Genomic DNA, 23,531 nt, shown 5'->3' on the forward strand with positions numbered 1-23,531 from the left:
TTCCGATTCCACTCATGGATGTAGATACTTGGAAAAGCCTTTTTAAATTAGAATCAGACTTGATGATGGATAACCACGACCGGTTGACTCCGTCTTACCAAAAATAGAACGACCTATATAAATCTCATCATCAGAAATTTACAATCAGTATTTCAATTGGCAACTTGGGGTCTAACTTTTTGGTTTGTCCACTAACCCTAAGCGATAACAAATTTACAACAGCATCAAATTATAATAAGAAATAGTATAACTCCAGAAAATCCAGTAAAAAAACATGTGGTGTCTTAGCATTAAGAGGAGGCTTTACGACACCAAATTTCTTTTACCATTGTTAATAGCTAGGTCTGGCTTATTTATTCAATTTGCTCAATTCATGATAGCAATCTCGATAACTCCCCAACCCCCTTGTTGTACTCTCATACATAAAAGGGCCTTTGTAGTTAATGGTTTGCAATGCTTTAAAAATTGCTTTCCAATCATTTTCACCTTTACCATCACAAGGAAAGTAATGTCTTTCTGCTTTGCCGTCGCCATCAGCCACGTGTAACGTTTTTACCCTTGCACCCAGCGCCAGTAACAATTGTTCTGGTTGGGCAATATGATTTAAATCTACCGCAGCATAAACATCATCAGGCAACAGTTTAAATATTGTAAGGTACTCTTCTACAGTTCTCAATAATGGTCGTTCCTGATTGCCTTTGCTTACCAATAATGCTGGCCCCAACATATTTTCTAATACCATGGTTGCTTTCATACTTTTTACAGCGGTATTCAATTCTTGCACCGATTTTATCAATTGTTGGATGCGCATTTCCCTTTCATTTAATCCTAGATAATAACTAGGATGGAATAAAATGATTTTAGGCTTTAAAACTGCCACATACTTTAATACTTGCTGATGAAATGCCACGACCTTTTGCCGACGAGCTTCTTCCACAAAAGAAATATCGATTTCTTTACCGTAAGGCATGTGGATAGACCAAATTTCTACGCCGGTTTCTTTTGCAGCCTGTTTGAGCTCCCTCATCTTTTTCATCATTTCGCCCTCTGGCAAGGTAAATGTTAGTGATTCTTTGTTGATGTAGGCGGTAAGGCCAGTTTCAATACAATCGATACCAGCATCGCTAATTTGTTGCAATTTCTTCTTGGTAAGCGCACTGGCACCAATAGAAAAGCCAATTCGATGTTTTTGCTGTGCCCGAACTGGGATACTAAAGGTGACGATGAAGACAAGAACTAAAATTTTTGAGATACTTATTGTCGTTTTGAACATGATTTTATCGATTAATATTATTATTATTTAATGAATAAGGCTGTTTCTACTTTACGCTGCCCGTAGTGGTCAAACTTTTTGTTATCGGTAGGATAATTGACAATACCGTTAGGCAATTGTCCTTTAATCCACATCATGGTAGAACCTCCGCCATCAATGTTCATCGCCGATTTTGGATTGAAATAGCGTACCAAGAACTTTGTCAGTTCTTTGGCCGACATGCCTTTGGCTGCAGCATTTCTACCATCGACGGTAATCAATAGCAATTTCCCAGCTTCGGTTACCGAAATAGCCGTACGTGGATGGCGTACCCCTTGATGCTTTAAATAATGCTCATAATGCAGTTTTTTTAAATCTAAATTTAAGCCACTGGTGTCAGCAAACGTTAAGCCTATGGGTTTGTAATTAGCAATCAGCATAGGTGCGCCGGTAATAATATTCTCCGACTTCACTGTAGCAAAGTCTTCCGGAGAGAACTGAATATCAAATTGTGTCCCGTCATTATTAAAAGTCATCATGCCTTGGTGTTTCCACCAGTAGATGCTTGATTTCGGCACTTTTACTTGCTGTAAATCTTTTCCTTTCAACCGCAGGTGCATATAATCTGCGGAGTCTTTTTTTTCAATAAAATAAGTGGCATTGATACCGGCAAGCAAACCTGGTATTTTACTAGTAAAAACGGAAAGCGAATCTTTCTCTTTTTCGTAAGCTAGCACTGCATGGCCAAGTCTAGCTTTTGGATCAAAACTAACCACATTTACATTTTGGTTGGCAAATTCGGGGTCGGTTGTAGAGGCATAGTGATACCAAATTACATCTTTTCGCAAGGTGTCTATTTTCCAGTCTTTTTGGTCTAACAACTCGTTCTTACCGCTGGTTTTGCGGGTTACGCTCTGGTACGTTTGACAAGAGACTACAGCAAAAGCAATGAACATCGCCACAATTTTTATCTTTGATTTAAGCATGATGTTTAAAGTTTAATATCAACTATTTTGTTATTTAACCTACTTTTTTCAGCCATAAAGCCCATTACGTGACTTTCAATAGAAACGCTTATATCTGAAGAAAGCTGAGATGGATCCTGCAGTGCAACAGCCTGTACAAAATCCTTTACCATTAACATATCGCCGCCACCATGACCTGCATTTTTATAGCCCTCCACGTCTACCGCTTTAGGTATGAAAGTTGTTTTTTTTCCTGTTTTAAAATCTGTATACGTCAATTCGTTCATATCTCCCACTAAATCGCCCATAGCCCCCATTATACGGGTTCTTCTACCAGCATAAGACGTGAAGGCTTCCATAGAAAGGCTTGCTGTAACACCATCTGCAAATTGAATACTGGTTACATAGTGATCTGGTTGGTCATTATCCATTTTATACACACAACGCCCGTAATTGCTGGTTTTCAGTTTTTCCAAAATTAGCTTTCCTTGCTCTACTTTACTGATGCCGTTTAGCGGAATATCGAGATAATTTATTCTTTTTCTTTGATCGTGATAATGCCTTATCGCAGAGTACGGACATTCTTTTTCCACCTCACACCCATCGGTACACCTGTTGGTGCTACCTTTTGGTGCATTTTCGCTACGAAACCACTTTAAATTACCCATAGCTACGATACGTTCGCTCGGTTTATCAATTACCCATCTGATAATATCTAAATCGTGGCAGGACTTTGCTAAAATAATGGGTGTGGTAGTTTTAGCGTTGTGCCAGTTTCCTCTTACATAAGAATGCGCCATGTGCAAATGCTCAATAGGCTCAAGATGTTGTACACTTGCTATTTCTCCAATGGCTCCCTTAGCTATCAATTCCTTCATCTTTACAAAATAGGGAGCATACCTTAATACATGGCAAACAGCAACAATGCGATTGGTTTTTTTTGCCATTTCCAAAATAGCCCGGCACTCTTTTTCTGTAGGTGCTATGGGTTTTTCGAGCAACACATCGTAGCCCATTTCTAACGCCTTCATACATGGCTTAAAGTGCAGGTTATCTGGTGTAGAAATGATCACGGCATCTGCAAACTTAGGGCGTTCAAAAACCTCTTCCCAAGTATTAAATCTATTTTCGGCTATAATGTCGTGCTGTGCAGCGTACTTATCGTTTCGGTACTTATTTGGTTCTGCAAGGCCAATAATTTGCATTTCGCTAGGGTTGTTTGCTGCGTAAGTACCATAAACGGTGCCACGGTTGCCCGCCCCTATGGTAATTACAGTAATGGCCTTTTTAATTGGCTGATATTTTTTAGCAGGGGCATCATCAATAACAAAAGTATCTTCGGCAATTTGCCCAATTACTTTAGTGGTAATCATAGTTGACCCTAAAGTGATGCTCAGGGTCTTTAATAAATTTCTCCTATTCATTGTATTTAATTAACTATAAGTATATCGTTTAAAGCTAGGGCGTAGCGTAAATTTTGTTGTTTTTATGCCACGAGCGTACCTAACTTAATCTTTTACGCAAATTGCCCAGCCATTAGCTACTTTTCTAGGACTTCCATCAGCAGGCTTATTTTGTACTTCAGTTTTTGGGAGGTTAACGACAAAAGTGGAAGATCCACCGCCATCTAGGTTAATGGCTTCCTTTACCTCTAGTGCAACCATTATTTCTGCTAATTGTGTTAGCGTTAAACCATTAGAATAGCTACTGTTCCTACCATCGGCCACTACAAAATAAACGATGTGGTTTGCGGTAAAACCTACTGCCGTACGTGGATGTACGCTTACATCGGTTTGCTTTATCGGTAAGCTCTGTTTAATGAGCCGATGATAACCCCCAAGGGCATCATAGATGGTGGATCGCTGCTGTGTAAATACTGAATGATCTCCAATTAAAGGTTTTCCGCCCTGTGTTAGGCCAAAGTAACTTCTAATTTCGGGCAGAATGGTTCTCACCGGCTTACCATTAAGGTAAACAATACTTCTAGGTTCGCCAGTGCTGGTGTTAAAAAAGTCGGAATTTACCGCACCCACCACTTTAAGCCCAGCAAATGCGCTGGTGTTTATCATATCGGGGATGCGCTGCATGTCATATTTTTCGCTTCCGTTAGGGGTTAAGGGTTTTAAAACCAATTGCTTTTGGTTTAAATCAACCTTAAAGAAAAACAATGCCATAGGCAAATCATTTTTATCGACGTAAGCTAACTTTACCGCTGTAACCCCTTTTACCAATTCGTTTTCTTGAAAAAGAACTACCCTCCCAATAAGGGTAGTCTTTTTGGTGAGAACGGTTTGAAGGTTATTTTCTTCGGTAACAACCGGATTTACAGCAGGCTTTTGTTCGCTTTGTGGGACGGTAACTTCTCCCTTGCAAGCAATAAGTACAAATAAAATTGCGAAAAGCCAATGGCATTTTTTCATGTCAATCATTAATACTGAACTAAGATTTTTATAGCTTCTCTTTCGGTTGGCGTGCTAACCGTTAACACATAAACTCCACTTTGCAAACTAGCTGGAATTGAAATGGTATTGCTGCCATTTTCAAACCAGTGCGACTGTGCCGCTAGCGTTTTTCCAGTAATATCATATAGCGTAATTTTAGCATTGCCTTTGCTAAAACCGTTGGTGTTAACCGTCAATACCGAAGAGCGATAACTTGCAGCAAGCTTGGTAACGTCAGCCAATTTAAAATCTACAACCAATACCTTAGAAAGCGTACTTTTACCGTCTACATCTACCTGTTTAAGCTGATAATAATTAGTTCCTAAAAATGGTTGGGTATCATGAGCCGCATAACGATGAACTTGATTGCTATTGCCGATTCCTTTAACAGTGGTTAACACGTTCCAACCAATTCCATCTGCCAATTTTAGCACTTCGAAATGCGAATTGTTTTGCTCTGATGCCGTTGTCCAACTTAAGGTTACTGCACTGTTGGTTTTCTTTGCTTCAAATTTGGTGAGCGTTACTGGCAAAGGGTCATTATAAGTAGCAGTTCCAGTGATGAATAATGCGTCGTCAAAACCGTTTTTAGACCTACCAATGGCGAAAGTGCCTGTACCCACCCCAGCGGTAAAACCCCAGACGTATAGCCTAAATGTAACCTCTTGATTGTTTTGCAACTGCTGCAATGCAGCAACGCCAGATAGATCGATACTTGGCTGATCTAAGCCTTCAGTATAGTTGTTTACAAATTCGTCATCGCTAGTGCCTAGTGGCGTAAAATTGGTTCCGTCTACACTGTACATCCACCTGAATGCCGATTTTGCGCCTCCGTTAGCGCTCCTTCTCATTTTTGCATACAATGTAGCTAGCGTTAAAGTGTAATTTGCCTTTGGCTTTAGCTTAAATTCTAGGTAACTATTCCCATCAACTGCCGCTTGCTTATCAGGAGTTAGTACTTCTGGAACTGAAGAAAAACCTCTTACCAATTCATATTCTTTCAGACCAGCACCTCTACTCATTGTTGTATTTTCTATACCAACCGTAGTGCTAGCGGCATAAGCGAGCTCGTTGCCTGCTGCATTGCTTCCGTTATTAGATGTAGCAAACTGCCAACCCGCCAATATCTTTCCAGCGCTGGCATCGTCTTCCATTACATCGCCATTTAATATTACGCTACTATTGTTATTTACACCGTAAGGGCCCAAACCAAAAGTTGAAGTTAGGGTTGTTGCGCCCCAGAAATACAATCTTAAATATACTTTTTTTCCGAAGCCGATGTTTTGGAGTTCTTGAACTTGCGACAAATCTATAGGTGCTTGTTGAAAACCAGCACTTAAAGTTGGCCCGTTAGTAAAGGTAATATCGGCAGTACTAATGGTTTGCAAGGCGCCTTTAACGCCATTTTCTTCTACCACGTACATCCAAGCACCCGTCTTAGGCGATGCCGTAGACGACCTTCTCACTACATATTCTAAATTATTCAAAATAAGTTTCTTACCAGGTTTTGGGCTTACATTGAACTCAAAATAATCTTCATTGGCCACGGCCATGGCTCGAGTAGTACTGATGGTGGTATTTTTTACCTGATCTTTAACAGACCCCATGCCTTTTGACAAACCGTTAACTTTAAAGCCTGTACCCCTTAGCAAAGTTGCGTTAAATAACCCGCCAGAAGTTTGCGTGGATAAGTTACTTATCTCGCTACCCGTGGTGTTAAGTGTATTAAAGTTCCATGCCAGCAATTGCAAAGTAGGCAGTACTTCACTTAGCGAATTGAAATACGCATCGTAAGTGTTAAATAGTGGAGAATTGATTAAGGTCACCAAAACCTCGTTATTGGTTTTTAAAGCGCCATCAGTATAATTGTGTGATCCCGTTAGGATCACCTTGACATTAGGCTGGCCATTCCAAGTACCTTCAATCAGCATCATTTTAGCATGGATATTAAACACCGCCTGCCCATCAGTAGATAGGTTGAAGATGCGTACCGTTGCCCCTAAAGTTTTGAGTTGGTTAAGTTTGGCCTTGGTTTGTGTACCTGCAGCATCTTTGGCATAAACCTCAATGGTGGCACCTTGGTTACGCAAAGCAATTAATTTATCTACAATGGCTGGGCGGGAGTCTGTCCAGTCTGACATGGCTATTCTGATCTTTGCATTGGGCACATCCGTGATGGCATTTAAATTTTCAAGAATATTGTCACCCCCATCGTATACACCAGCAACAATGCGAGGAAAAAATGCTAATTTGGTGTTGATTGCAGCAAAATCATGCGCAGTATAGACAAAATTGAGGCGCATGCCCGAACTGGCGTTTTGTTTCATCACGTTCCAATTCGCCAAAAATACTTGATAAATATCAGCTTCGTTAAAAATAAGGGCATCCTGAATTTTGCCCATATCTGAGTTGGTAAAGTTATGTGAGGTTTGGAAAGTAACATTGGAAACTAATCCGGAAGTAGTATTTACACCAGAAAATAAAGCATGTTTGTGATGGTTGATGGCATTTGTACTCACATCATTAGTGGTTACTATAATCTCAGAGTTGGCGAGATTACTTTGCAACCAGGGCAAAGAAGTTGCATTAGTTACCTGCGGATCAGAGCGGCTCATATCTACGATAATGTGAAGGTTTACCCCCCTGGTTTCTGCATTTTTTAAAGCATCCATTAAAGGCTGATAATTGATCATGTAAATAGAAATATAGATGCTTTCGCCAGCAGGTGTATTGTCTACCAATGCAATTAACCTATTCATAATTACCGACGACGAGCTACCCTTCGCAATACTTTTTACATCGGTAAAAGCCACCTCTGGGAACGAAATATTTACTTGGGCGCTACCTTTAGTGCCAACGAGTTGCAACACTAGCAGCAGCAGCAAACTGCTAAGTTTTAGTAGATTTTTTTTCATATATGTTTGCTTTTTGTTTTAGGGCTATTAGCTATCTAAAAGACCGATTTGGTTGTGTTTTAAGATTTGATTTTCGAGTTTTTTTAGACAAAGCGATTGCGTTGCCTTAAATAAGGATGACATTATTTGTTGGTAATTTTAATCACTAGGGCCAAAGTAAATTCAGCCGCTAGTGATTTTTGATCTCTTAAGGTTTGGGTACTTTTACGATTTTTCGTATTCGGTTATTACTCATATCGGCAATAAAGATGTTTCCATCATCATCTACCGTCACATCTGTAGGGTTATTGAATTGAGATGTACCAGGTTTACCTTCCGCAAATCCAGTTGTACCATTTCCCGCAATCGTAATCACACTTCCCTGTGGCGTAATCATTCTCACAGCACTGTTGTTTAACTCGGTAACGTAAATGTTATTATGCTTATCTGCGTGTATTCCAAATGGATGATTAAAAGTTGCTTTCAAAGCTTCATCATCTTTAAACCCGGCAGTACCTGTGCCAGCAACTGTAGTTGTCTTACCTGTATTTGGGTTAATTTTTCTAATAGCATTGTTATATCTATCGGCCACCAACAACATACCATCTATATCTAAACATATCCCCGATGGCCTGTTCAATCGTACGTTAGGCCAAAAGCCGTCTATCAATGCATTTTGGGATGGTCCAGCACCAACTAGGGTGCTAACCGTTCCGTCGGGCTGAATTTTTCTAATAGCGCTGTTGTTGGCATCTGCTACATACACATTGCCATTGTTGTCCACTACGGCATCTATAGGGACATTAAATCTAGCAGCAGTACTAGCACCGTCAAGAAATCCGGTAGTTACGGTAGCACCAGTCGGCCCAGCAAATGTTGAAACCAAATTTGCTGCAATATCAATTTTTCTAATTCTTGCCCCACCATTGTCCACACTATAAATATTACCAAATTTATCTACGGCCACTTTGTATGGATTGTTGAACTTAGCGATATCTAAAGTTCCATTTACCGTGCCAACTCCCTTGATACCCGACACCAATTCTACTTTTGTGCCATTTTTCTTAATTCTTTTAATGATTTGATTACCCCTATCAGCCAAGATTAAATCACCAGTACTTTCATCAAGTGCTACGCCCTCTAAAGTGGTAAATTGAGCTTCTAGCAATGGCCCCAAAGTGTTGCCCGCTATTCCAGAGCCAGCATAAGTTGAAGTAATGTATTCAAATTCTGCTGCGGCATCAGCTGATCCATAGGTAAATATTGGCCCCTTAGAAGTCTTGTTATTCACGGTAATAGTTACATTACCTGTGCTACCATTGGCAGGCACTACCACTACCAACTCGCTTTCTGTTGCCGAAACTATTTCGGCGCTAACTCCTGAGAATTTGATGATATTGTCTGTTGTAGTTGTTGAAAAGCGTTTACCTTTTATCGTTACCCTTTGATTTGCCATAGCCACAGCAGGCACAATACTCGAAATAGAAGGATTTGTAGGTGCACTATCCGATTCGTTTTTCTTGCAGGCGGTAAACACTAAGGCAATTGCCAAGAAAATATATAATACCTTTTTCATGTGTATTGAATTAATATTGTTAATCGACATTTTGATAAACTTTAAAATCATCTATGTTTAATAAACCATTTTTTATCACGGCCCCATTAAGCCCTAAGCCTAGTTTATTGATCCTAAACCTAACGGCCCCTGTAAGGTTTAGACTGAAAGATGCTTCTTTGGCAAGTACAGCATCGCTGTTCATGTTGTCACCAACCTGAATCCAAGTAGCACCGCCATCTTGAGAATACTCTAGGTTGAAACTACTAGCCACAGCTGTACCCGATTGCGGACTTGCAGCAGCATAAGAAAAGGTTAATTGCGATGCGCCGTTGGGCAAATCAAAATCCATTTCCAAATAGGCAGCTTCAGACAGCTGTTCTTGTAACCTAATTGCTTGTTTACCTAAGGGATTAAATTTATCTAGATTAACCCTATCGCCAATTACGCCTTGATAAAGTCTCCAAGTTCCAGTCTTAAAAGTTACTTTATCGTTTATCGCCGGCATTATAAACTGCGATTTAGAACTGGCAGGTGCTAATTCAAAATCTTCAGGAAAATTCAAATACACCGAACCTGTCTGATTGAATACAGCATCTTCATTAGGCATTTTAAAAAGTAATTTTGCGGTGTTATAATAATCAGACGTTGCATTGTAATATGTTGGAACTCCGATAAAAGAAGCTACCATGGGAACAAATTTTTGTGAAAAGTTTGCATTGGCGCTTGTATTTAAGAATAAGGAGATGCTTAAGTTTTCACTTAACCTGTATTCACCGCCAAAAACTTCGCCGCCAATTAAATTGGGAATGGTAACATTATCTAACTGTATTAACGTACTCTCTATAGTATAAAACTGCGAAAATAGCTGTGTGGCCGTTAGCACTATGGGCTTAAGCGTATTATTTGAAGAAACCTTAGTTACTTTTGCAAGATTTAAACCTTCCCCTCTAATCTTCATTACACCCTTCTCTCTCGTTAATACGGCGTTTTCGATATTCACTTTAACCGAATCTCCATAGCTAATCGTCGTATTTACATCGTTAAGCTTAATTACCAAACCAGTTGTAGTGCCTTTATCGGTATTCTGTAACACAAATTCCTTATCGTCGAAATTCCCGCTATTTCTATCTGAAATTACTAGACCTGCAACCTGGGTAGCTCCCATTATTTTTTCTTTAACGAGGTTTACATCATCCCCGTTGTGCAACGCTTTAACGAAACCAATGCCAACTATTGGACTTACCGTTCCTAGTGCTTCATTTTCGTTCTTTTTACATGATACCAAAAACAGCGCTACTAAAGCTATGCCTATAAATATTTTCAAGTTCTTTTTCATTTTCAATTTAACCTATTTATTCCACCACACTTTAGTTTTCATATCGTCACCGCCCATATTGGCCACTGCTGCTAAATAATTTTGTTGGTTTACCCTTTGTACATTCACTGGGTATTTCAATCTGGTTGGCATGATTCGATCGTTCTGTAAGCCGAAACCTTGAGGCAACTTCGGAAAGCTTGTCCTGCGATGCTCTATCCATGATTGGAAATCGGTAAAGAATAAGGTGTAATACTTTTGCAGAATAATTTTTTGCAACTTTAGATCATTATCATCGTCGCTATACCACTGTGCACTTGAGTCTGTTAAATAGCCAGTAGGTACAGTAAGTCCCCACATGGTTATAGCGGCAGTTACGCCAGCTTCGTAATAAGCTTTTGGATCGCCACTTGGAATATATCCTTTTAGGGCACACTCTGCTAAGATAAATTGGAGCTCTGGGTAATTGATAATGTTACCCAAAAGTGGCTCTGTCATCAGGTTTTTGTTGTACTGTGACTGAGGTGCAGGGATCTGCCCAACCGGATAACCACTCTGTATACCTACAAAGGCATTGTCTTTTTTGGTGGCCCACTTGTCGCGACGGGGATCATTCCATTCGTTGAGGTTATCAATAAAAAATTCGCCCAAGCTGTTGTTAACCCAAAAATCTAAATCACGGTATTCGGCAAATTCTGATAAATATGGTGCCGTAGTTTGGAATTTTAAAATAGCAGAGTCGTTATTGCTGGTAAAAATTGGGTAATTAGTTTTACGTGTTTCAACTATGTCCAATATCTTACCTGCTGCACCTAACTCTCCCGTACCCGAAACCCTCAACAACAATCTTAAGTAAAGACTGTTACCAAACTTTCTCCATTTAGCCAAATCACCGGCATAAATAGGATCTAATTTAGCCTCTGTTTCATTTAGTGTGGCTGTTTTAAACAGTTCGTTGGCTTCTTCTAACTTTTTGAACAAATCTTCATAAATATCCTTTTGTTTGTCGAAACGCGGCTGCAAAAACCCCTCTCTGCCCTTGTTGGCATCAAAATAAGGCACATCTCCGTAAACATCTGTTATTAAAGAAGATACCCAAGCATCTAACACTAAAGAAATGCCCATAAAAGCATTATTGTTTATCGCATCCCCACCTTTGTAGATATCTCTAATATTAGTTAACTGCAGGTACCAATTGTTCCACATGTAATCAGATTCCTGTGGTCTTATCACATAGCGGTGTATCTCGTCTCCGTCGTTAAGGGTTACATGTACCTGCATTAACTCGTGTGTTAACCTCAAACACCTATTGAGGTTTCTCTTCAGCACATCGTGTACTGCCGGTCCCAATAAGGTTTCGGGAGTGGTATATTTTGCGCCATCTTTACTGGTGTTTAGTTCCTTAAAATCTTTAGTACAAGACGCTAAACTTACTGTAATTGCTAATGCTGATATAATTTTTTTCATCGCTAATACTCTTTAAAAGGTAAATGATAGGTTTGCTCCAAAATTTCTGGTCGATGGAAACTGTCCCACCTCAAACCCACGTTGGATATCGCTATTGCCAAGTGTACCAAACTCGGGATCGTAAGCTGGCCAATCGCTCCAAACGAATAAATCTCTACCGTAAACACCGACAACTGCTTTTTGAAATTTAATTTTTTTCATCCACTTGGCTGGCAAGGTATAATCTAACCTCAGCTCTCTCAATTTGATAAAATCGGTACTGAAGGTATTGGCCTCTACGTTGTCTGCTTTAAAATGCTCGTTGTAATACGTACCTATTTGTTGGGCAACTACATCGTTAGGTCTAAATGTTCCATCCGGATTTTGTTGTACACCTTTACCAATGATGCCCGTATATCTACCTGGCAAACTATTGGTTAATTTACCCGCTACAGATGCTGCAGCGTGTGTATGAGAATAAGCTACAGCTCCATACTGCCCATCTACCAGCACTTTTAAACGCCATTGCTTATATCTAAAATTATTAGAAAAGCCCCAATTGAAGCCTGGTGTTGCTCTACCTAAGTAAAAAGCTTCTTCAGTTAATACTGGATAACCTTGTGAGTTGTAGATAATTTGCCCATCAGGACTACGCAAATAACCTAAGCCATACAAATCGCCCATTCTACCACCCACACGGGCTTCCATAGATCCACGAGGACCAGTTTGCATCACATAATTATCAACACTATCTGCAAGCGAAACGATTTTATTTCTGTTAGCGGCAAAAGTGATAGCAACATCCCAATTTAGCCCTTTTGTAGATTTTAGCGGCACGCCGTTTAATGCCAATTCTATCCCCTTATTTTGCACCAAACCCGAGTTCATTACGCTATAGTTGTAACCTGTAGCCCTATCTAATGGCACGTTTAAGATTTGATTTTTAATATTACTTCTGTAATACGTGGCATCTAAACCTAACCTACTTTTAAATAAACGAATATCTGCACCGAACTCTAGCGTCGAAGACAGCTCATTTTGTAGATCTTCATTAGCGATAAAAGTTGGGTTAGCCATACCTGATGAGTAAGCTGCCTTAGAAATATAATTGTATCCTGTTAAATAAGGGGTTACCCCACCGCCTCCAACCTGCGACCAAGATGCTCTTAACTTGAAAAACGAGATTGCCTTTGGCAAACTGAACATTTCAGAAACCAAACCACTTAAATTTACCGATGGGTAGAAAAACGAAACGTTTTCTGTAGAAAATTCTGATGCTAATACAGAAGCCCAGTCGTTACGACCTGTTACGTCTAAAAAAAGATAGTCCTTATAGGCAAATTGTGCCAAACCATATAAACTATTTACGGCATATTCGATAGTTCTTGAATTGGCTTCTACCCTATCTTGTACATTGGCAAAAGTATAAATACCCGGATACCTTAACCTATCGGCACTTAAAGATACCATTTTGTATTTATTGATCATCAAAGATCCGCCCGCCGAATAAGAAACTTCAATATCTTTGCCGATTTTATGTTTGTAATTTAACAAGAAATCCGTATTGGTTTCCTTTTGGTCAATATCTTGTGTACGGAACATCCCTTCTGGAAACCTTGCAGCATCTTTAGGTTTTTGCTGTGACCGACCTTCCGCTGCCCAATCTATGGAGCTCCTTACCATCAAGTTAAGGTTTTTTGTGAACTCATAATTTGCGCTAATGGTACCTATTAATTGGTTTCTGTTGCTTTTGTTCAGCATTTCGTAAACAGCCAAATAAACGTTGTCCAATCCGTTTGCGAACGGTCTGATTTGCTTTAAGCCTTCACTACCTGGTATCCAATACTGTTTATACCAATTGATATCGGCATTGGGCACCATCCCAATCATACTGTACATTACGGTTTGGTTATTGTATCCTGTAGATGGCAAGTTGTCACTAAATTTGTTGTTATAACTTAATTTAGTTGATATCATCAACTTATCGTTCACTTTTTGCGATACATTTAAGGCAATGGTATTTCTATCGTAGCCGGTATTGGGCACAATCCATTTATTGGTCAGGTTGGTAAAACTTAAACGAGCGGTGGTCTTTGCATTACCTCCACTTACCGAAAGACTATTAGTTAACGTTTGCGAAACCTCGAAATAATCTTTTCTATTGTTTTTGTAAGGTACCCAAGGTGTTCTTTCGGTGCCTCTAGTTAACAAATTAGGATCCCATTGGTAATATTCCTGTCCATCAAATTTGGGACCCCAAGCGCCTCCAGTATTTTTGGTGTTTGGCCCATCTTCTGTAGCTCCCCAAGAATAATATTGATCGCTACCAATGGCGCCTTGGCCATATTCGTACTGAAAATCTGGCCAACGATTAATGGTACCAAAAACGGCATTGGAGTTAAAAGTTATCCCCAAACCTTTCTGGTTCTCCTTACCTGATTTTGTAGTGATAATGATGGCACCGTTAGATCCCCTAGAACCATAGAGCGCTGCCGCACCAGGACCCTTCAGTACCGATACGCTCTCGATATCCTCAGGATTTAGATCGCTAATACCGTTACCGTGGTCTATCGGATTTTCGGAACCCAGATAAGAGCCATTCCCTTCGGAAATCTTAGAACTTACCACCACGCCATCTACTACGATGAGTGCAGAGTTATCGCCACTTAAAGAACTCTCACCCCTTAAAATAATTTTGTTAGAACCTGCCGGGCCACCGCCAGATTTGATCATGTTTAAACCTGCCACTTTTCCAGTTAAGGCGTCGGTCCAGTTGTTAGACAAAGCATCTGTTAACTCTTCGCCTTTAACTTGTGTAACCGAATAACCTAGAGATTTTTCTTCCCTTTTGATACCCAGTGCGGTTACCACTACCTCATTAAGTGCTTCGATATTTTCCTTTAACAAAACTTTTAAGTTGGTCTGGCTACCCACTTTTACCTCCGTAGACTGAAAGCCTAAGAAATTAAACACTAAAATAGCATTGCCATTGGGTACAGTAATCGCAAATTTTCCATCGGCATTGGTCATTTCAGCCACTTTCGTATCCTTAACAGTTACCGATACATTTGGAATGGCCAAATTATCCTTATCTACTACCGTACCCGTTATACGTAACTGCTGGTTTTGTTTCCGTTCTACAATTACCACTGTATTTCCGTTCAAGGTAAAACTTAGGGGTTGGTTTTCCAATGCCTTATTAAGCGCTTCGGTTAGCGTTACGTTCTTAACAGACACGCTAATGTTGTTGATCTTTGCGATCATGCCAGAGTTATAAATAAAATTATAACCCGTTTGCTTTTCCAGCTCGGCCAGCACCGTTTCCAATTTGGCATTATTTTTAATTAGGCTTACTTGGGCAAAAGTGCTTGCACTGGCCATTTGTAAACCTAAAGCGGTCAATAAAACAATTATGAGTTTCATTACTAGCAATATTTTTTTGGGCTCGTAGAAAACTCTACGCAGTAAAGAAGTATAATTTTTATACATTTGAAATACGGGTTTAATTAATCTGTCTCTTCTCGTTTCAGTTTAGTTACCGGAAAGCATCTTTTGCTTTATAATCGGGAGAGGGTCCAAGCTCTCCTGATTTTTTGTAACCGTTTTGGATAGGATGATTATTGCATTACGGTTACCCTCCTTCCTTCGATTCTAAATTTCACTGTTCCCGTTAATTCTAAACTACTCAATAGCTCGGTGAGCGAATTGCTCTTTAAATATTTTCCACCAAATGCCTCTTTACTTAATTGGCCTTGATAATTTACTTCAATATGGTACCATCTGCTTATTTTCTTCATAATTTCATTAATAGGTTCATTTCTGAAGATGAAATAACCATTTCTCCAATCCATCACTTCATCTGCATCGAAGCTATGTTGCGTTAAGGAGCCAACTTGATTTTTAAGTAAGGCCTGTTGTCCAGGTTTAAGTAACAATGATGCGTTGTTGTAATTAGCTTTGATTGTCCCTTCCAATAAACTTGCTTTGACGGTTTGGTCATCATCATAAGCTGATACATTAAAATGTGTGCCCAACACCTGTACGTTCATCTCTTTAGCTGTCAGTAAAAAGGGCTGCTTTTTATTATGGGCTACTTCAAAATAGGCTTCTCCTGAAAGCTCTACCCGTCTTTCGGCACCTTTGAATACAACCGGAAACTTTAGAGATGATTTTGCATTAAGCCATACTTTGGTCCCGTCTGACAATACCACTTGATAATTGCTGCCTACTGGCGTGGTAATCGTATTGTAGGCCAAGTTGCCATCATCTACCGTCTTACTGAGATCGTAAACCAATTGACCATCTTTGCTTTTTGTGATCACTACGTGATCTTCCGTCACAATTTTACCAACAGCAGCCTCATCTAGAGCTAGTTCTTTACCACTAGAAAGGGTTAAGGTAACATAAGCCTTTTCCTTTTTTGATTTACCTGAGAGCTGCGCATGCTGCATGCGTATAGCCTTTTGTGGATGACCAACGCCAGACTGATAGAAGTAGATCCCTAATCCAACACTACAGCAGACTAAAACTGTTGCGGCAGCATAGTACCATAAGTTAAGTATACGGTTCGGTTTGATTTTCGGCACTTTTTCCTGATGGAGAGCTACTGAAAAACGAGGATGATCAGTGATTTTGCTATACAAACTTTCGCTTAGCTCTTCTTGAGCACCCACATTATCCCAAGTATTTTTGAATTGGGCATCAATTGCCTCTTCATTATCAGGTTGCGACAACAAACTAGCAAGCTCTTCGAGCTCCTGCTCATTAATCTCATGATCAACCAGCAATTTTAAAAGAAATTGCAGTCTGTTATTTTTCAAGTTTGATTTGGTTTTTAGTTCCGCAAATTACGGTGTTATGCAAGGAATACGTTCTTGGAGAAGAATAGTACTAGTCGGCTTGACACCTATTTGACAAATACATTTCAAAACACTGATAATCAGATAAATAATTTTAAAAATAAATACTCATTAGAAATACCAGATAGATCATTTCTTGATTATTGAAGCGATTTTTTAGTTTTTTAACAGCTACCATAAGATGGTTTTTAACCGTATTCCTCGATAGATTTAAGCGTTCGGCTATCTCATCATAAGAAAGTCCTTCTACACGGCTCAATCTAAACACTGTCTGTTGCTGTAGCGGTAGTTCATCAATGGCACTTTCTGCAAAAACCAACAGATCAGAAAAAACAATCCGCTCTTCGGTTTCATTGTGCTGATCAGAAATGGTATTTAACAACTTCTCTTTAAAGGCTTTAGTATTAACTACCTTCCTCAACTGGTCGAGAATTAGGCGCTTCGCAATGGTGAATAGATAAGGTTCAAGCGCTCTGCTTTGTTCAAATTTTAGACGGTTTTCCAAAAGGGCAAGGAATGTTTCCTGTACGATTTCTTCGCTTTGTTGTTTTCCTTTTAAATAGCTGAAGGCAAAACGGTAAATTCTGGGACTAAAATGTACATATATTTCTCGAAATGCAGTTTCACTTCCTTCCCGAAAACCTTTAATTTGTTCTATAGATAAAGTCTGAAAAGAATACATCGCTCTGCTATCGATTACACTTACTGATTAATTGTTATGTTTACTTTCTTTTTAGACAAAACACTTAAGTAAAAGTAATAAAAAGAAAACCAATCAACAATAAGCTGCAACTATTTAAAAATCAAAATAAAATGCGTCTGTACAAAAATAGCTGATCACATGTTAAGCAGGCATTAAATGAATGTTAGCAAATCACCCCATAGCTAAGAACCCCTTTCACCCGAGGAAGTATGGTTGATGATTGCCTTCAGAACGATGTCCAGCTCCACTGCCTCTGCCTTTAGTTTAGCGACAACCTCCAGGTTTTCGGGATCATTAAGAATATCGCAATCGATCAGCTCGACCAGTGCCATGATATTCGACAGCGGCGCCCTTGCCCTATGGGACTGGATCCAGGAAATCTCCTTCAACCTCTCGTTCTGTGCCTCGATCTTCCTGATGTGGGATATCCGTTCGCTGATATCCTGCATCGAGCCGATTAACCTATAGGCTTCCCCCTGCAACGAAAAGCTGATCAGTGCCCTTTCAAGCACCGTACGATAGCTGCCATCGGCATGCCTGAACCTATATTCTAGCTGCAATCGGGCTTCGCGTTTCCGAACCGCCCTTGCAATGGACAATCTTACCCTGAAAAGATCCTCTGGATGGATGCGATCGATCCTCCACTTTAGGTTCGTCGTCTGCACATCATAGCCGAAGATACCAGTAATTCCCCTATTCCAAAGTATCTCATCAGTGGACATGTGCCAGTCGCAGACCACATCACTAGTGGCCCTAGAAACCATATCAAACCTGGCCACGCTTTCGCGGATGGTGCGCTGGGCTGCGATTTCCCCTGTACGGTCGACCACAGTGACCAAACGGGCACTAGTTCCCTGAAAATCAATCGAAGTTCCCTGTACACACACCTCCATAATCTCCCCATTCTTTTTCCTATGGCGCGCTAAAGAGCAGTGCGGAACATCGGATACCGGCCGATCGGCCAACAATTCTACAAGTCTAGCCATCTCCTCTTCCGGTCTGATATCCGCCAGCCCCATCCGCATAAATTCCTCTCTGGAGAAGCCGTAGGTGCTGATGGCGGCCCTGTTAACATCCAAAAAGCGGAAAGTCTGCTGGTCATATACCCACTGCGGTACCGGACTGAAATTAAACAGGTCCCTGTATTTCTGCCGCTCTAGCTCTAATTGTTCCATCGACCGTATCCGCATAGTGATGTCCTTAAAATATACCGAAAGTCCCTCGCCCGAAGGAAATGCAGCCACCTCGAACCAGCTATCCCTGGCAGGAAAGTATTCTTCAAACCTGACTGAAATGTTCTCCTCCACAGCTCGGTGATATTCGGTATGGAACTTCAGCGGCACCGCATCTTGGTAGACTTCCCATAGGTTACGACCCAAAACACCAGACCTAGGCTGGTCCAGCAGTACTTCGGCCTGACGGTTCCAATAGGTCACCTTCCATTGCAGGTCGACCTCAAAAAAACCATCGGTAAAGCTTTCCAAGATATTCGCTATCCTGCGCTGATAGGCTTCATATCCACCACCACCTGCTAATATTTCCCCTGTGTCCATTGTGTTTCGTATATCCAATTTACGGTACTACCGGAATCATCGTACCATCGTAAATATAGTACAATTATCACAACTTGTTTTTCATGTGCGCATCCGCGGCTTTATAAAACAGGCACTCAATTTTATGAGGAACTCAAGGCATATCATCAGACCAGACATCTAGCATTAATGCTAATGTCAGCGGAAAGAGACCTCCTGGTACTGGCTGGCAATCTGGGGCGAATGCGTGTGTACGCTTTTGATATTAATCAATTGTTACTGAAAGTAAATGAACTTATCAAACAACGCTAAATCTCAGCGATAACGAATTTACAGCAGTATCAAATTATAATAAGAAATAGTATAACTCCAGAAAACCTCGTAAAAACCATGTGGTGTCTTAGCATTAAGCGAAGGCTTTTTTTATTTGCCCAGCGGACCGATATATGTAAATAAAGTAGTTGCCAACACTCCTTTAATTTGGAAAATAAATATTGCCATGAACAAAAAAAATCAATCTCTAGTAGAGATTGATTTTAAGAAATTTTACTATGTATCCCAATGATATAGTAGACCGAAGCGCTTGTTAGAGAGTCTAACAAAAATTTCAAAGCTCGACGAACCTGTTTTCCATAGGCACTTAGAGCCCCAAAAAATAGTTTTAAAGGGCAAAAAGCGTAATTCGAAAAAATAATCTACTTAAGGTCGGGATGTAATATCCCGACCTTAACCTCGCATTCCATTTTGACAGAACAACAATAAAAAACAGAAAATTATCCAAAATTCTTCCGCGTGTTATTTTACATCGAACCGCTCCCGAAATTATGCAACTGATGTTTTAAAATGTCTGATAAATCTAAATATTCAACAGTTCTTTAAAGCATACCTCTACTAGTGTAAATCGTAGCAAAAAACTCACTAGTAGTGAACATTATTTAGCATTCGAAACTAAATTGTTTTCAAATACAAATCCTGTACCTCTTCCGCCGTAAAAGATTTCGAAGGAAGGTGCTGTACCAGCTCACCCTGCTTCATGATGCCGATATTGGTAGCCACGCTAACGGCATTGAAAATGTCATGCGTCGCCATTAGTATCGTACGCCCCTCCTGTCCCAACTGACGAACAATTTCCGTAAAATCGGCCGTAGCGATCGGATCCAGTCCACTGGTTGGTTCATCCAACAAGAGCACCTTGGCATCCTTTGCCAGGGCAATGGCAATGCCCACTTTCTGGCGCATCCCTTTAGAATAGCCTCCCAGATCCTTTTCATGCGCAAGCTCTTGCAAACCAGTACGCAAAAGTAGCTCAGAAAGCTCGCTTTTAGTATAATTAAATCCAGCTATCTTGGAAAAGAAATCCAAGTTTTCGATACCCGTAAGGTTGGGATATAACAATACCGTTTCTGGTATATAGGCCAAATGCTGTTTAATCTCTTGTGGATGCTCGCTCACTGAAATACCGTTGATATAGGCATCACCAGAAGTGGCCTTCATTAAGCCCAACAGGATATTGATCGTTGTACTTTTTCCTGCACCATTCTGTCCCAGCAAAGCGAAAATCTCACCTTTGCCCACTTCCAGGTTAAGGGATTTTAGCGCAGAATATTCATTGTATTTTTTATGGAGATTAACGGTCTTTAGCATAACTTTTTGAATTTTTGATTAGATAAAACAAACAACAGCGTGATGAAAAATAGATAAGGTAGGAACAACTGTAAGGGATCAGACTTTCTGCTATCGCTGAAAACCTTTACCGTTTGTCTGCTCCAGTCTACCAAACCTGCCCGTTGCTCTGAAAAAATTAAGGGGTAGAAGAAAAGTCTTTGCGCCTCATGGAATTGCTGCAAAGCTTCCCCGTAGGCCAGGTAGTTTTCCATACCTGTGCCGGCCTCTCTTCCGCCCATCAACTGTGTTTGTACATTTGGCAAAATATAACCTAGAAGAATAGCGGCATCATTACGGTGTTTCAACTGTTGATCATAAGCTTTGGCAGCTCCAGCAGCTTCCATATCTCCAGCATGCTGCATGGCATAATACCAAACATAAGACGAACCCACATTTTCACCTACCTTGTACTGACTGAACTGTGGATATGCCTTGTAGAACTGCTGCATGGTAGGTGCCTTAGCCTCATCCCATTTGTTATGATAACCCTCACGTTGCGCCATCTGCGCTTCCAATCCCTCTTTTACAGGGTAGATTTTCTGGAAGATCAGGTTTGCACTCATAGGGATGATGAAATTCATCGCTACCCAACAGACCACCAAAACAAGTGCATTCTGTGCAGAAGAACCTTGGAAAGAAATGATCCATCGGCATAATACGAACCAAAAAACCAGGTACAGCCAACCGATGCTAGTATAAATAAGCAGGTGAGTATCCAAAGGGATGCCTATCCAAATTACCGCCGTGAGCAGCAATATCAAGTAAACCACACTTATCGCTAGCAATCTAAGCAGTATCTTCGCATCGATAAGACGACGTAGATTCCCACTCTGTACGGAGAGTAATTTCCAAGTCCCTTTCTCCTGGTCTTCGGAAATCAGGTTATAACAAAAGGCAATAATCACGAGCGGAAAAAGAAACACCAGCACAAAACTGAAATCAAAATTTCCGGCAGCGGCATTGGCGGGATTATAAAAATCCGAATTGTGCTTCTGCTCTTCCAAATTCCGTATGGTTACCCCTTGTATAGATGGATTAAGGTCCCGCATTCCTATGTTCAACGCGGCAAGCTTAGGAGTTTCATTTACAAAATTGAACTTCAGATAGTAAAGCAACAGCCCCATATTATCCTGGTGCAGGGCAACATTCTTTGCAATGCTCTGCTGCTGATAGGAAGCACTTTTTGCAATGATATCTTCGTTCCTCTCCAAAAATCTCTTTCCGGTATAGATACCTACAGTTCCGGCCAACCACAACAGCAGCAGTGCCGCCAGGTTGCCCCTATTTCTAAAAAATTGTTTATATAAGTAATTGTTCATTAGATCAGTTTTAGTTTCTTAGAAGAAGTTTCGATTAACCCTACGGACAATAGCAGCCAGAAAGCGGTAGCCAAAAGAGGAAGCCATTGGCTTTTAATGCTTTCGTCCAATTGCACAAATTGGTACCTAAACTCGGGAAACTGCTTCCAATAGGATTTGTTAACAACCGCTGGTTTGTCGCCCTTTACGTTAGCAATATGTTGGATCTGCAGCTCGTTCATGTGCTGGGCCAGTTCATAGCGATAGGTCTCGGCCTGCTGTTTGAAGCGGTCGTAGGCAAAGTAATCGGTTCCCGAAGCCAACATAGATAGGTTCTTAATGGCTACCACGGGATTTACAAAGCCAGAAATTGTCGTCAGCTGTTGCTGGTGGTGATATTGATCTTCCAAAGCCTTCAAGTGGTCCGCGTATATTTTTGAGCTGATCCTTTCCCCTTCCTTCATTACAACGCCACTATAGTTAATTGGCAGTTCCTGGGTGGTCTTTACCTTATAATGCGACAATAGTGAGTCTTTCAGATGCTTAAAATGGGGATCATCTGGATTATGGCTGTCACCTACTTTAAGTACTTCTTCCTCTACTTTGGTTTCAAAAGCAATCCTGGATGGCGTTGGATAGGTATGCTGCGCTAAAAACTGAATCCCTTTTGGTAAAAACAGTACCATAAATAACCAGCAGCCTATTAGCCCAACCAAGGCCGTTGCAGCACTTCGGCTACGTGCAGAAATGATCACGGTCAACGTGCTGATGAAAAAATAAAAAACCATATAAGCAGGAAACAGCAATACCAATCTAAGCAGTACATCGCTCCAACTTGCTACATCCAATAACAAGGCCGCCACAAATACAATAGGAATTAGGGGCAATACAAAGAGCAATGAAAATTGCCAAAGCCCCAAGACCTTGCCCCAAATTATTGTCCTCGCAGAGAGCCCCTGTACGTGGAGCAGTTTCAGGGTCGCATCTTCGCGCTCCCTTGCCACCAGGCCAAAGCCCAGGAATATGAGAATTAGCGGTACAATAGTCTGCAGGATAAAGGCACTGCTAAAAGTTCCGAAACGGACCAGCGTACCCGAACTTCCCGCTTCGGAAAGATTAGCGGTATTTTGCTTATGCGCCTCCAAGAAGATAACATTGCCCAGAAAATCATCAATTCCACCATCAAAGATTTGCAGCGGATGCGCATTGCGAAACACCATATAGCCGTAGTGCGCCATACGGTGCGGGTGTTTATCTGGTCGCTTTTCCCAGTTTTTTCTGGTTTCTTCCCGATATTGCTGTACTGTTTTTTGGGTATCGGCATATCGGGTAAAACCAACTGCAATACTTAAAATAGCGAACAATAGCACAGCGATGAGAATGGACAGACTGCGTTTTTCCTTCAACAGCTCCTGCCTTGTTTTTTTAATGACCAAACCTAAGTTTGAAATAGCCATAGTATATAATTTTATGATAATAAAGATGTCCATGTAGCTCTTACCAGAATGGACAAAGACACATAGCACAAACCAGTGCAATGCTCTTAATGAAGCATTACATGGCCGAATAATTCTTTGGATTGATTACAAAAGCTTAAATCAAT

15 protein-coding genes are annotated in these 23,531 nt (G+C 40.6%); all 15 read right to left on the reverse strand.

Annotation, left to right across the window (positions count from 1 at the left end; translation table 11 throughout):
• Positions 1–349: 349 nt before the first annotated feature.
• The 15 genes from CRO54_RS06160 to CRO54_RS06230 all read right to left on the reverse strand — a co-directional run bounded on the left by CRO54_RS06160 (position 350) and on the right by CRO54_RS06230 (position 23,385).
• Positions 350–1,273 carry a sugar phosphate isomerase/epimerase family protein gene (locus CRO54_RS06160; RefSeq protein WP_097130011.1) on the reverse strand — a complete coding sequence of 308 codons (924 nt, stop codon included), beginning with the start codon at positions 1,271–1,273 and terminating at the stop codon, positions 350–352.
• Positions 1,274–1,296: 23 nt separating this feature from the next.
• On the reverse strand, positions 1,297–2,238 hold the full coding sequence (locus CRO54_RS06165) for a phosphodiester glycosidase family protein (protein WP_097130013.1): 942 nt from the start codon (positions 2,236–2,238) through the stop codon (positions 1,297–1,299).
• A gap of 5 nt (positions 2,239–2,243) precedes the next feature.
• Positions 2,244–3,641 (reverse strand): Gfo/Idh/MocA family protein, encoded by a 1,398-nt coding sequence (locus CRO54_RS06170; protein WP_097130015.1) that lies wholly within the window; start codon positions 3,639–3,641, stop codon positions 2,244–2,246.
• 84 nt (positions 3,642–3,725) lie between these two features.
• Positions 3,726–4,637, reverse strand: a complete 912-nt coding sequence (locus tag CRO54_RS06175) for a phosphodiester glycosidase family protein (protein WP_171047841.1) — start codon at positions 4,635–4,637, stop codon at positions 3,726–3,728.
• Positions 4,638–4,645: 8 nt separating this feature from the next.
• Positions 4,646–7,573 (reverse strand): phospholipase D-like domain-containing protein, encoded by a 2,928-nt coding sequence (locus CRO54_RS06180; RefSeq protein ID WP_097130019.1) that lies wholly within the window; start codon positions 7,571–7,573, stop codon positions 4,646–4,648.
• Between the two features lie 187 nt (positions 7,574–7,760).
• Positions 7,761–9,128, reverse strand: a complete 1,368-nt coding sequence (locus CRO54_RS06185) for an IPT/TIG domain-containing protein (RefSeq protein WP_171047842.1) — start codon at positions 9,126–9,128, stop codon at positions 7,761–7,763.
• A gap of 19 nt (positions 9,129–9,147) precedes the next feature.
• On the reverse strand, positions 9,148–10,446 hold the full coding sequence (locus CRO54_RS06190; RefSeq protein WP_097130023.1) for a DUF5689 domain-containing protein: 1,299 nt from the start codon (positions 10,444–10,446) through the stop codon (positions 9,148–9,150).
• Positions 10,447–10,458: 12 nt separating this feature from the next.
• The gene (locus tag CRO54_RS06195) at positions 10,459–11,892 is read right to left on the reverse strand and encodes a SusD/RagB family nutrient-binding outer membrane lipoprotein (protein ID WP_097130024.1); all 1,434 of its coding nucleotides are present in this window, start codon (positions 11,890–11,892) and stop codon (positions 10,459–10,461) included.
• 12 nt (positions 11,893–11,904) lie between these two features.
• Complete coding sequence (locus tag CRO54_RS06200; protein ID WP_097132286.1) at positions 11,905–15,294, reverse strand: SusC/RagA family TonB-linked outer membrane protein; 3,390 nt, start codon at positions 15,292–15,294, stop codon at positions 11,905–11,907.
• A 194-nt stretch (positions 15,295–15,488) separates the two neighbouring features.
• Positions 15,489–16,691 carry a FecR family protein gene (locus tag CRO54_RS06205; RefSeq protein WP_097130026.1) on the reverse strand — a complete coding sequence of 401 codons (1,203 nt, stop codon included), beginning with the start codon at positions 16,689–16,691 and terminating at the stop codon, positions 15,489–15,491.
• A gap of 133 nt (positions 16,692–16,824) precedes the next feature.
• Positions 16,825–17,412 carry an RNA polymerase sigma factor gene (locus tag CRO54_RS06210; protein ID WP_097130029.1) on the reverse strand — a complete coding sequence of 196 codons (588 nt, stop codon included), beginning with the start codon at positions 17,410–17,412 and terminating at the stop codon, positions 16,825–16,827.
• A 203-nt stretch (positions 17,413–17,615) separates the two neighbouring features.
• Complete coding sequence (locus CRO54_RS06215; RefSeq protein ID WP_138765765.1) at positions 17,616–18,986, reverse strand: PAS domain-containing protein; 1,371 nt, start codon at positions 18,984–18,986, stop codon at positions 17,616–17,618.
• Between the two features lie 927 nt (positions 18,987–19,913).
• Positions 19,914–20,609 (reverse strand): ABC transporter ATP-binding protein, encoded by a 696-nt coding sequence (locus CRO54_RS06220; protein ID WP_097130035.1) that lies wholly within the window; start codon positions 20,607–20,609, stop codon positions 19,914–19,916.
• On the reverse strand, positions 20,603–21,949 hold the full coding sequence (locus tag CRO54_RS06225) for a DUF3526 domain-containing protein (protein WP_097130038.1): 1,347 nt from the start codon (positions 21,947–21,949) through the stop codon (positions 20,603–20,605). The genes CRO54_RS06220 and CRO54_RS06225 overlap by 7 nt, the downstream gene beginning before the upstream one ends.
• Positions 21,949–23,385 (reverse strand): ABC transporter permease, encoded by a 1,437-nt coding sequence (locus CRO54_RS06230; protein WP_171047843.1) that lies wholly within the window; start codon positions 23,383–23,385, stop codon positions 21,949–21,951. The genes CRO54_RS06225 and CRO54_RS06230 overlap by 1 nt, the downstream gene beginning before the upstream one ends.
• Positions 23,386–23,531 lie beyond the last annotated feature (146 nt).

The sequence above is a fragment of the Pedobacter xixiisoli genome, from assembly GCF_900215335.1.
In the GTDB taxonomy this organism is placed as follows: Bacteria; Bacteroidota; Bacteroidia; order Sphingobacteriales; family Sphingobacteriaceae; genus Pedobacter; species Pedobacter xixiisoli.

What these genes read in the sequence shown, in the direction of transcription:
- CRO54_RS06165 (WP_097130013.1), bottom strand. Translation starts at nt 2,238, where the DNA reads ATGCTTAAATCAAAGATAAAAATTGTGGCGATGTTCATTGCTTTTGCT.
- CRO54_RS06180 (WP_097130019.1), bottom strand. Translation starts at nt 7,573, where the DNA reads ATGAAAAAAAATCTACTAAAACTTAGCAGTTTGCTGCTGCTGCTAGTG.
- CRO54_RS06200 (WP_097132286.1), bottom strand. Translation starts at nt 15,294, where the DNA reads ATGAAACTCATAATTGTTTTATTGACCGCTTTAGGTTTACAAATGGCC.
- CRO54_RS06175 (WP_171047841.1), bottom strand. Translation starts at nt 4,637, where the DNA reads ATGAAAAAATGCCATTGGCTTTTCGCAATTTTATTTGTACTTATTGCT.
- CRO54_RS06225 (WP_097130038.1), bottom strand. Translation starts at nt 21,949, where the DNA reads ATGAACAATTACTTATATAAACAATTTTTTAGAAATAGGGGCAACCTG.
- CRO54_RS06210 (WP_097130029.1), bottom strand. Translation starts at nt 17,412, where the DNA reads ATGTATTCTTTTCAGACTTTATCTATAGAACAAATTAAAGGTTTTCGG.
- CRO54_RS06230 (WP_171047843.1), bottom strand. Translation starts at nt 23,385, where the DNA reads ATGGCTATTTCAAACTTAGGTTTGGTCATTAAAAAAACAAGGCAGGAG.
- CRO54_RS06195 (WP_097130024.1), bottom strand. Translation starts at nt 11,892, where the DNA reads ATGAAAAAAATTATATCAGCATTAGCAATTACAGTAAGTTTAGCGTCT.
- CRO54_RS06185 (WP_171047842.1), bottom strand. Translation starts at nt 9,128, where the DNA reads ATGAAAAAGGTATTATATATTTTCTTGGCAATTGCCTTAGTGTTTACC.
- CRO54_RS06170 (WP_097130015.1), bottom strand. Translation starts at nt 3,641, where the DNA reads ATGAATAGGAGAAATTTATTAAAGACCCTGAGCATCACTTTAGGGTCA.
- CRO54_RS06160 (WP_097130011.1), bottom strand. Translation starts at nt 1,273, where the DNA reads ATGTTCAAAACGACAATAAGTATCTCAAAAATTTTAGTTCTTGTCTTC.
- CRO54_RS06220 (WP_097130035.1), bottom strand. Translation starts at nt 20,609, where the DNA reads ATGCTAAAGACCGTTAATCTCCATAAAAAATACAATGAATATTCTGCG.
- CRO54_RS06190 (WP_097130023.1), bottom strand. Translation starts at nt 10,446, where the DNA reads ATGAAAAAGAACTTGAAAATATTTATAGGCATAGCTTTAGTAGCGCTG.
- CRO54_RS06215 (WP_138765765.1), bottom strand. Translation starts at nt 18,986, where the DNA reads ATGGACACAGGGGAAATATTAGCAGGTGGTGGTGGATATGAAGCCTAT.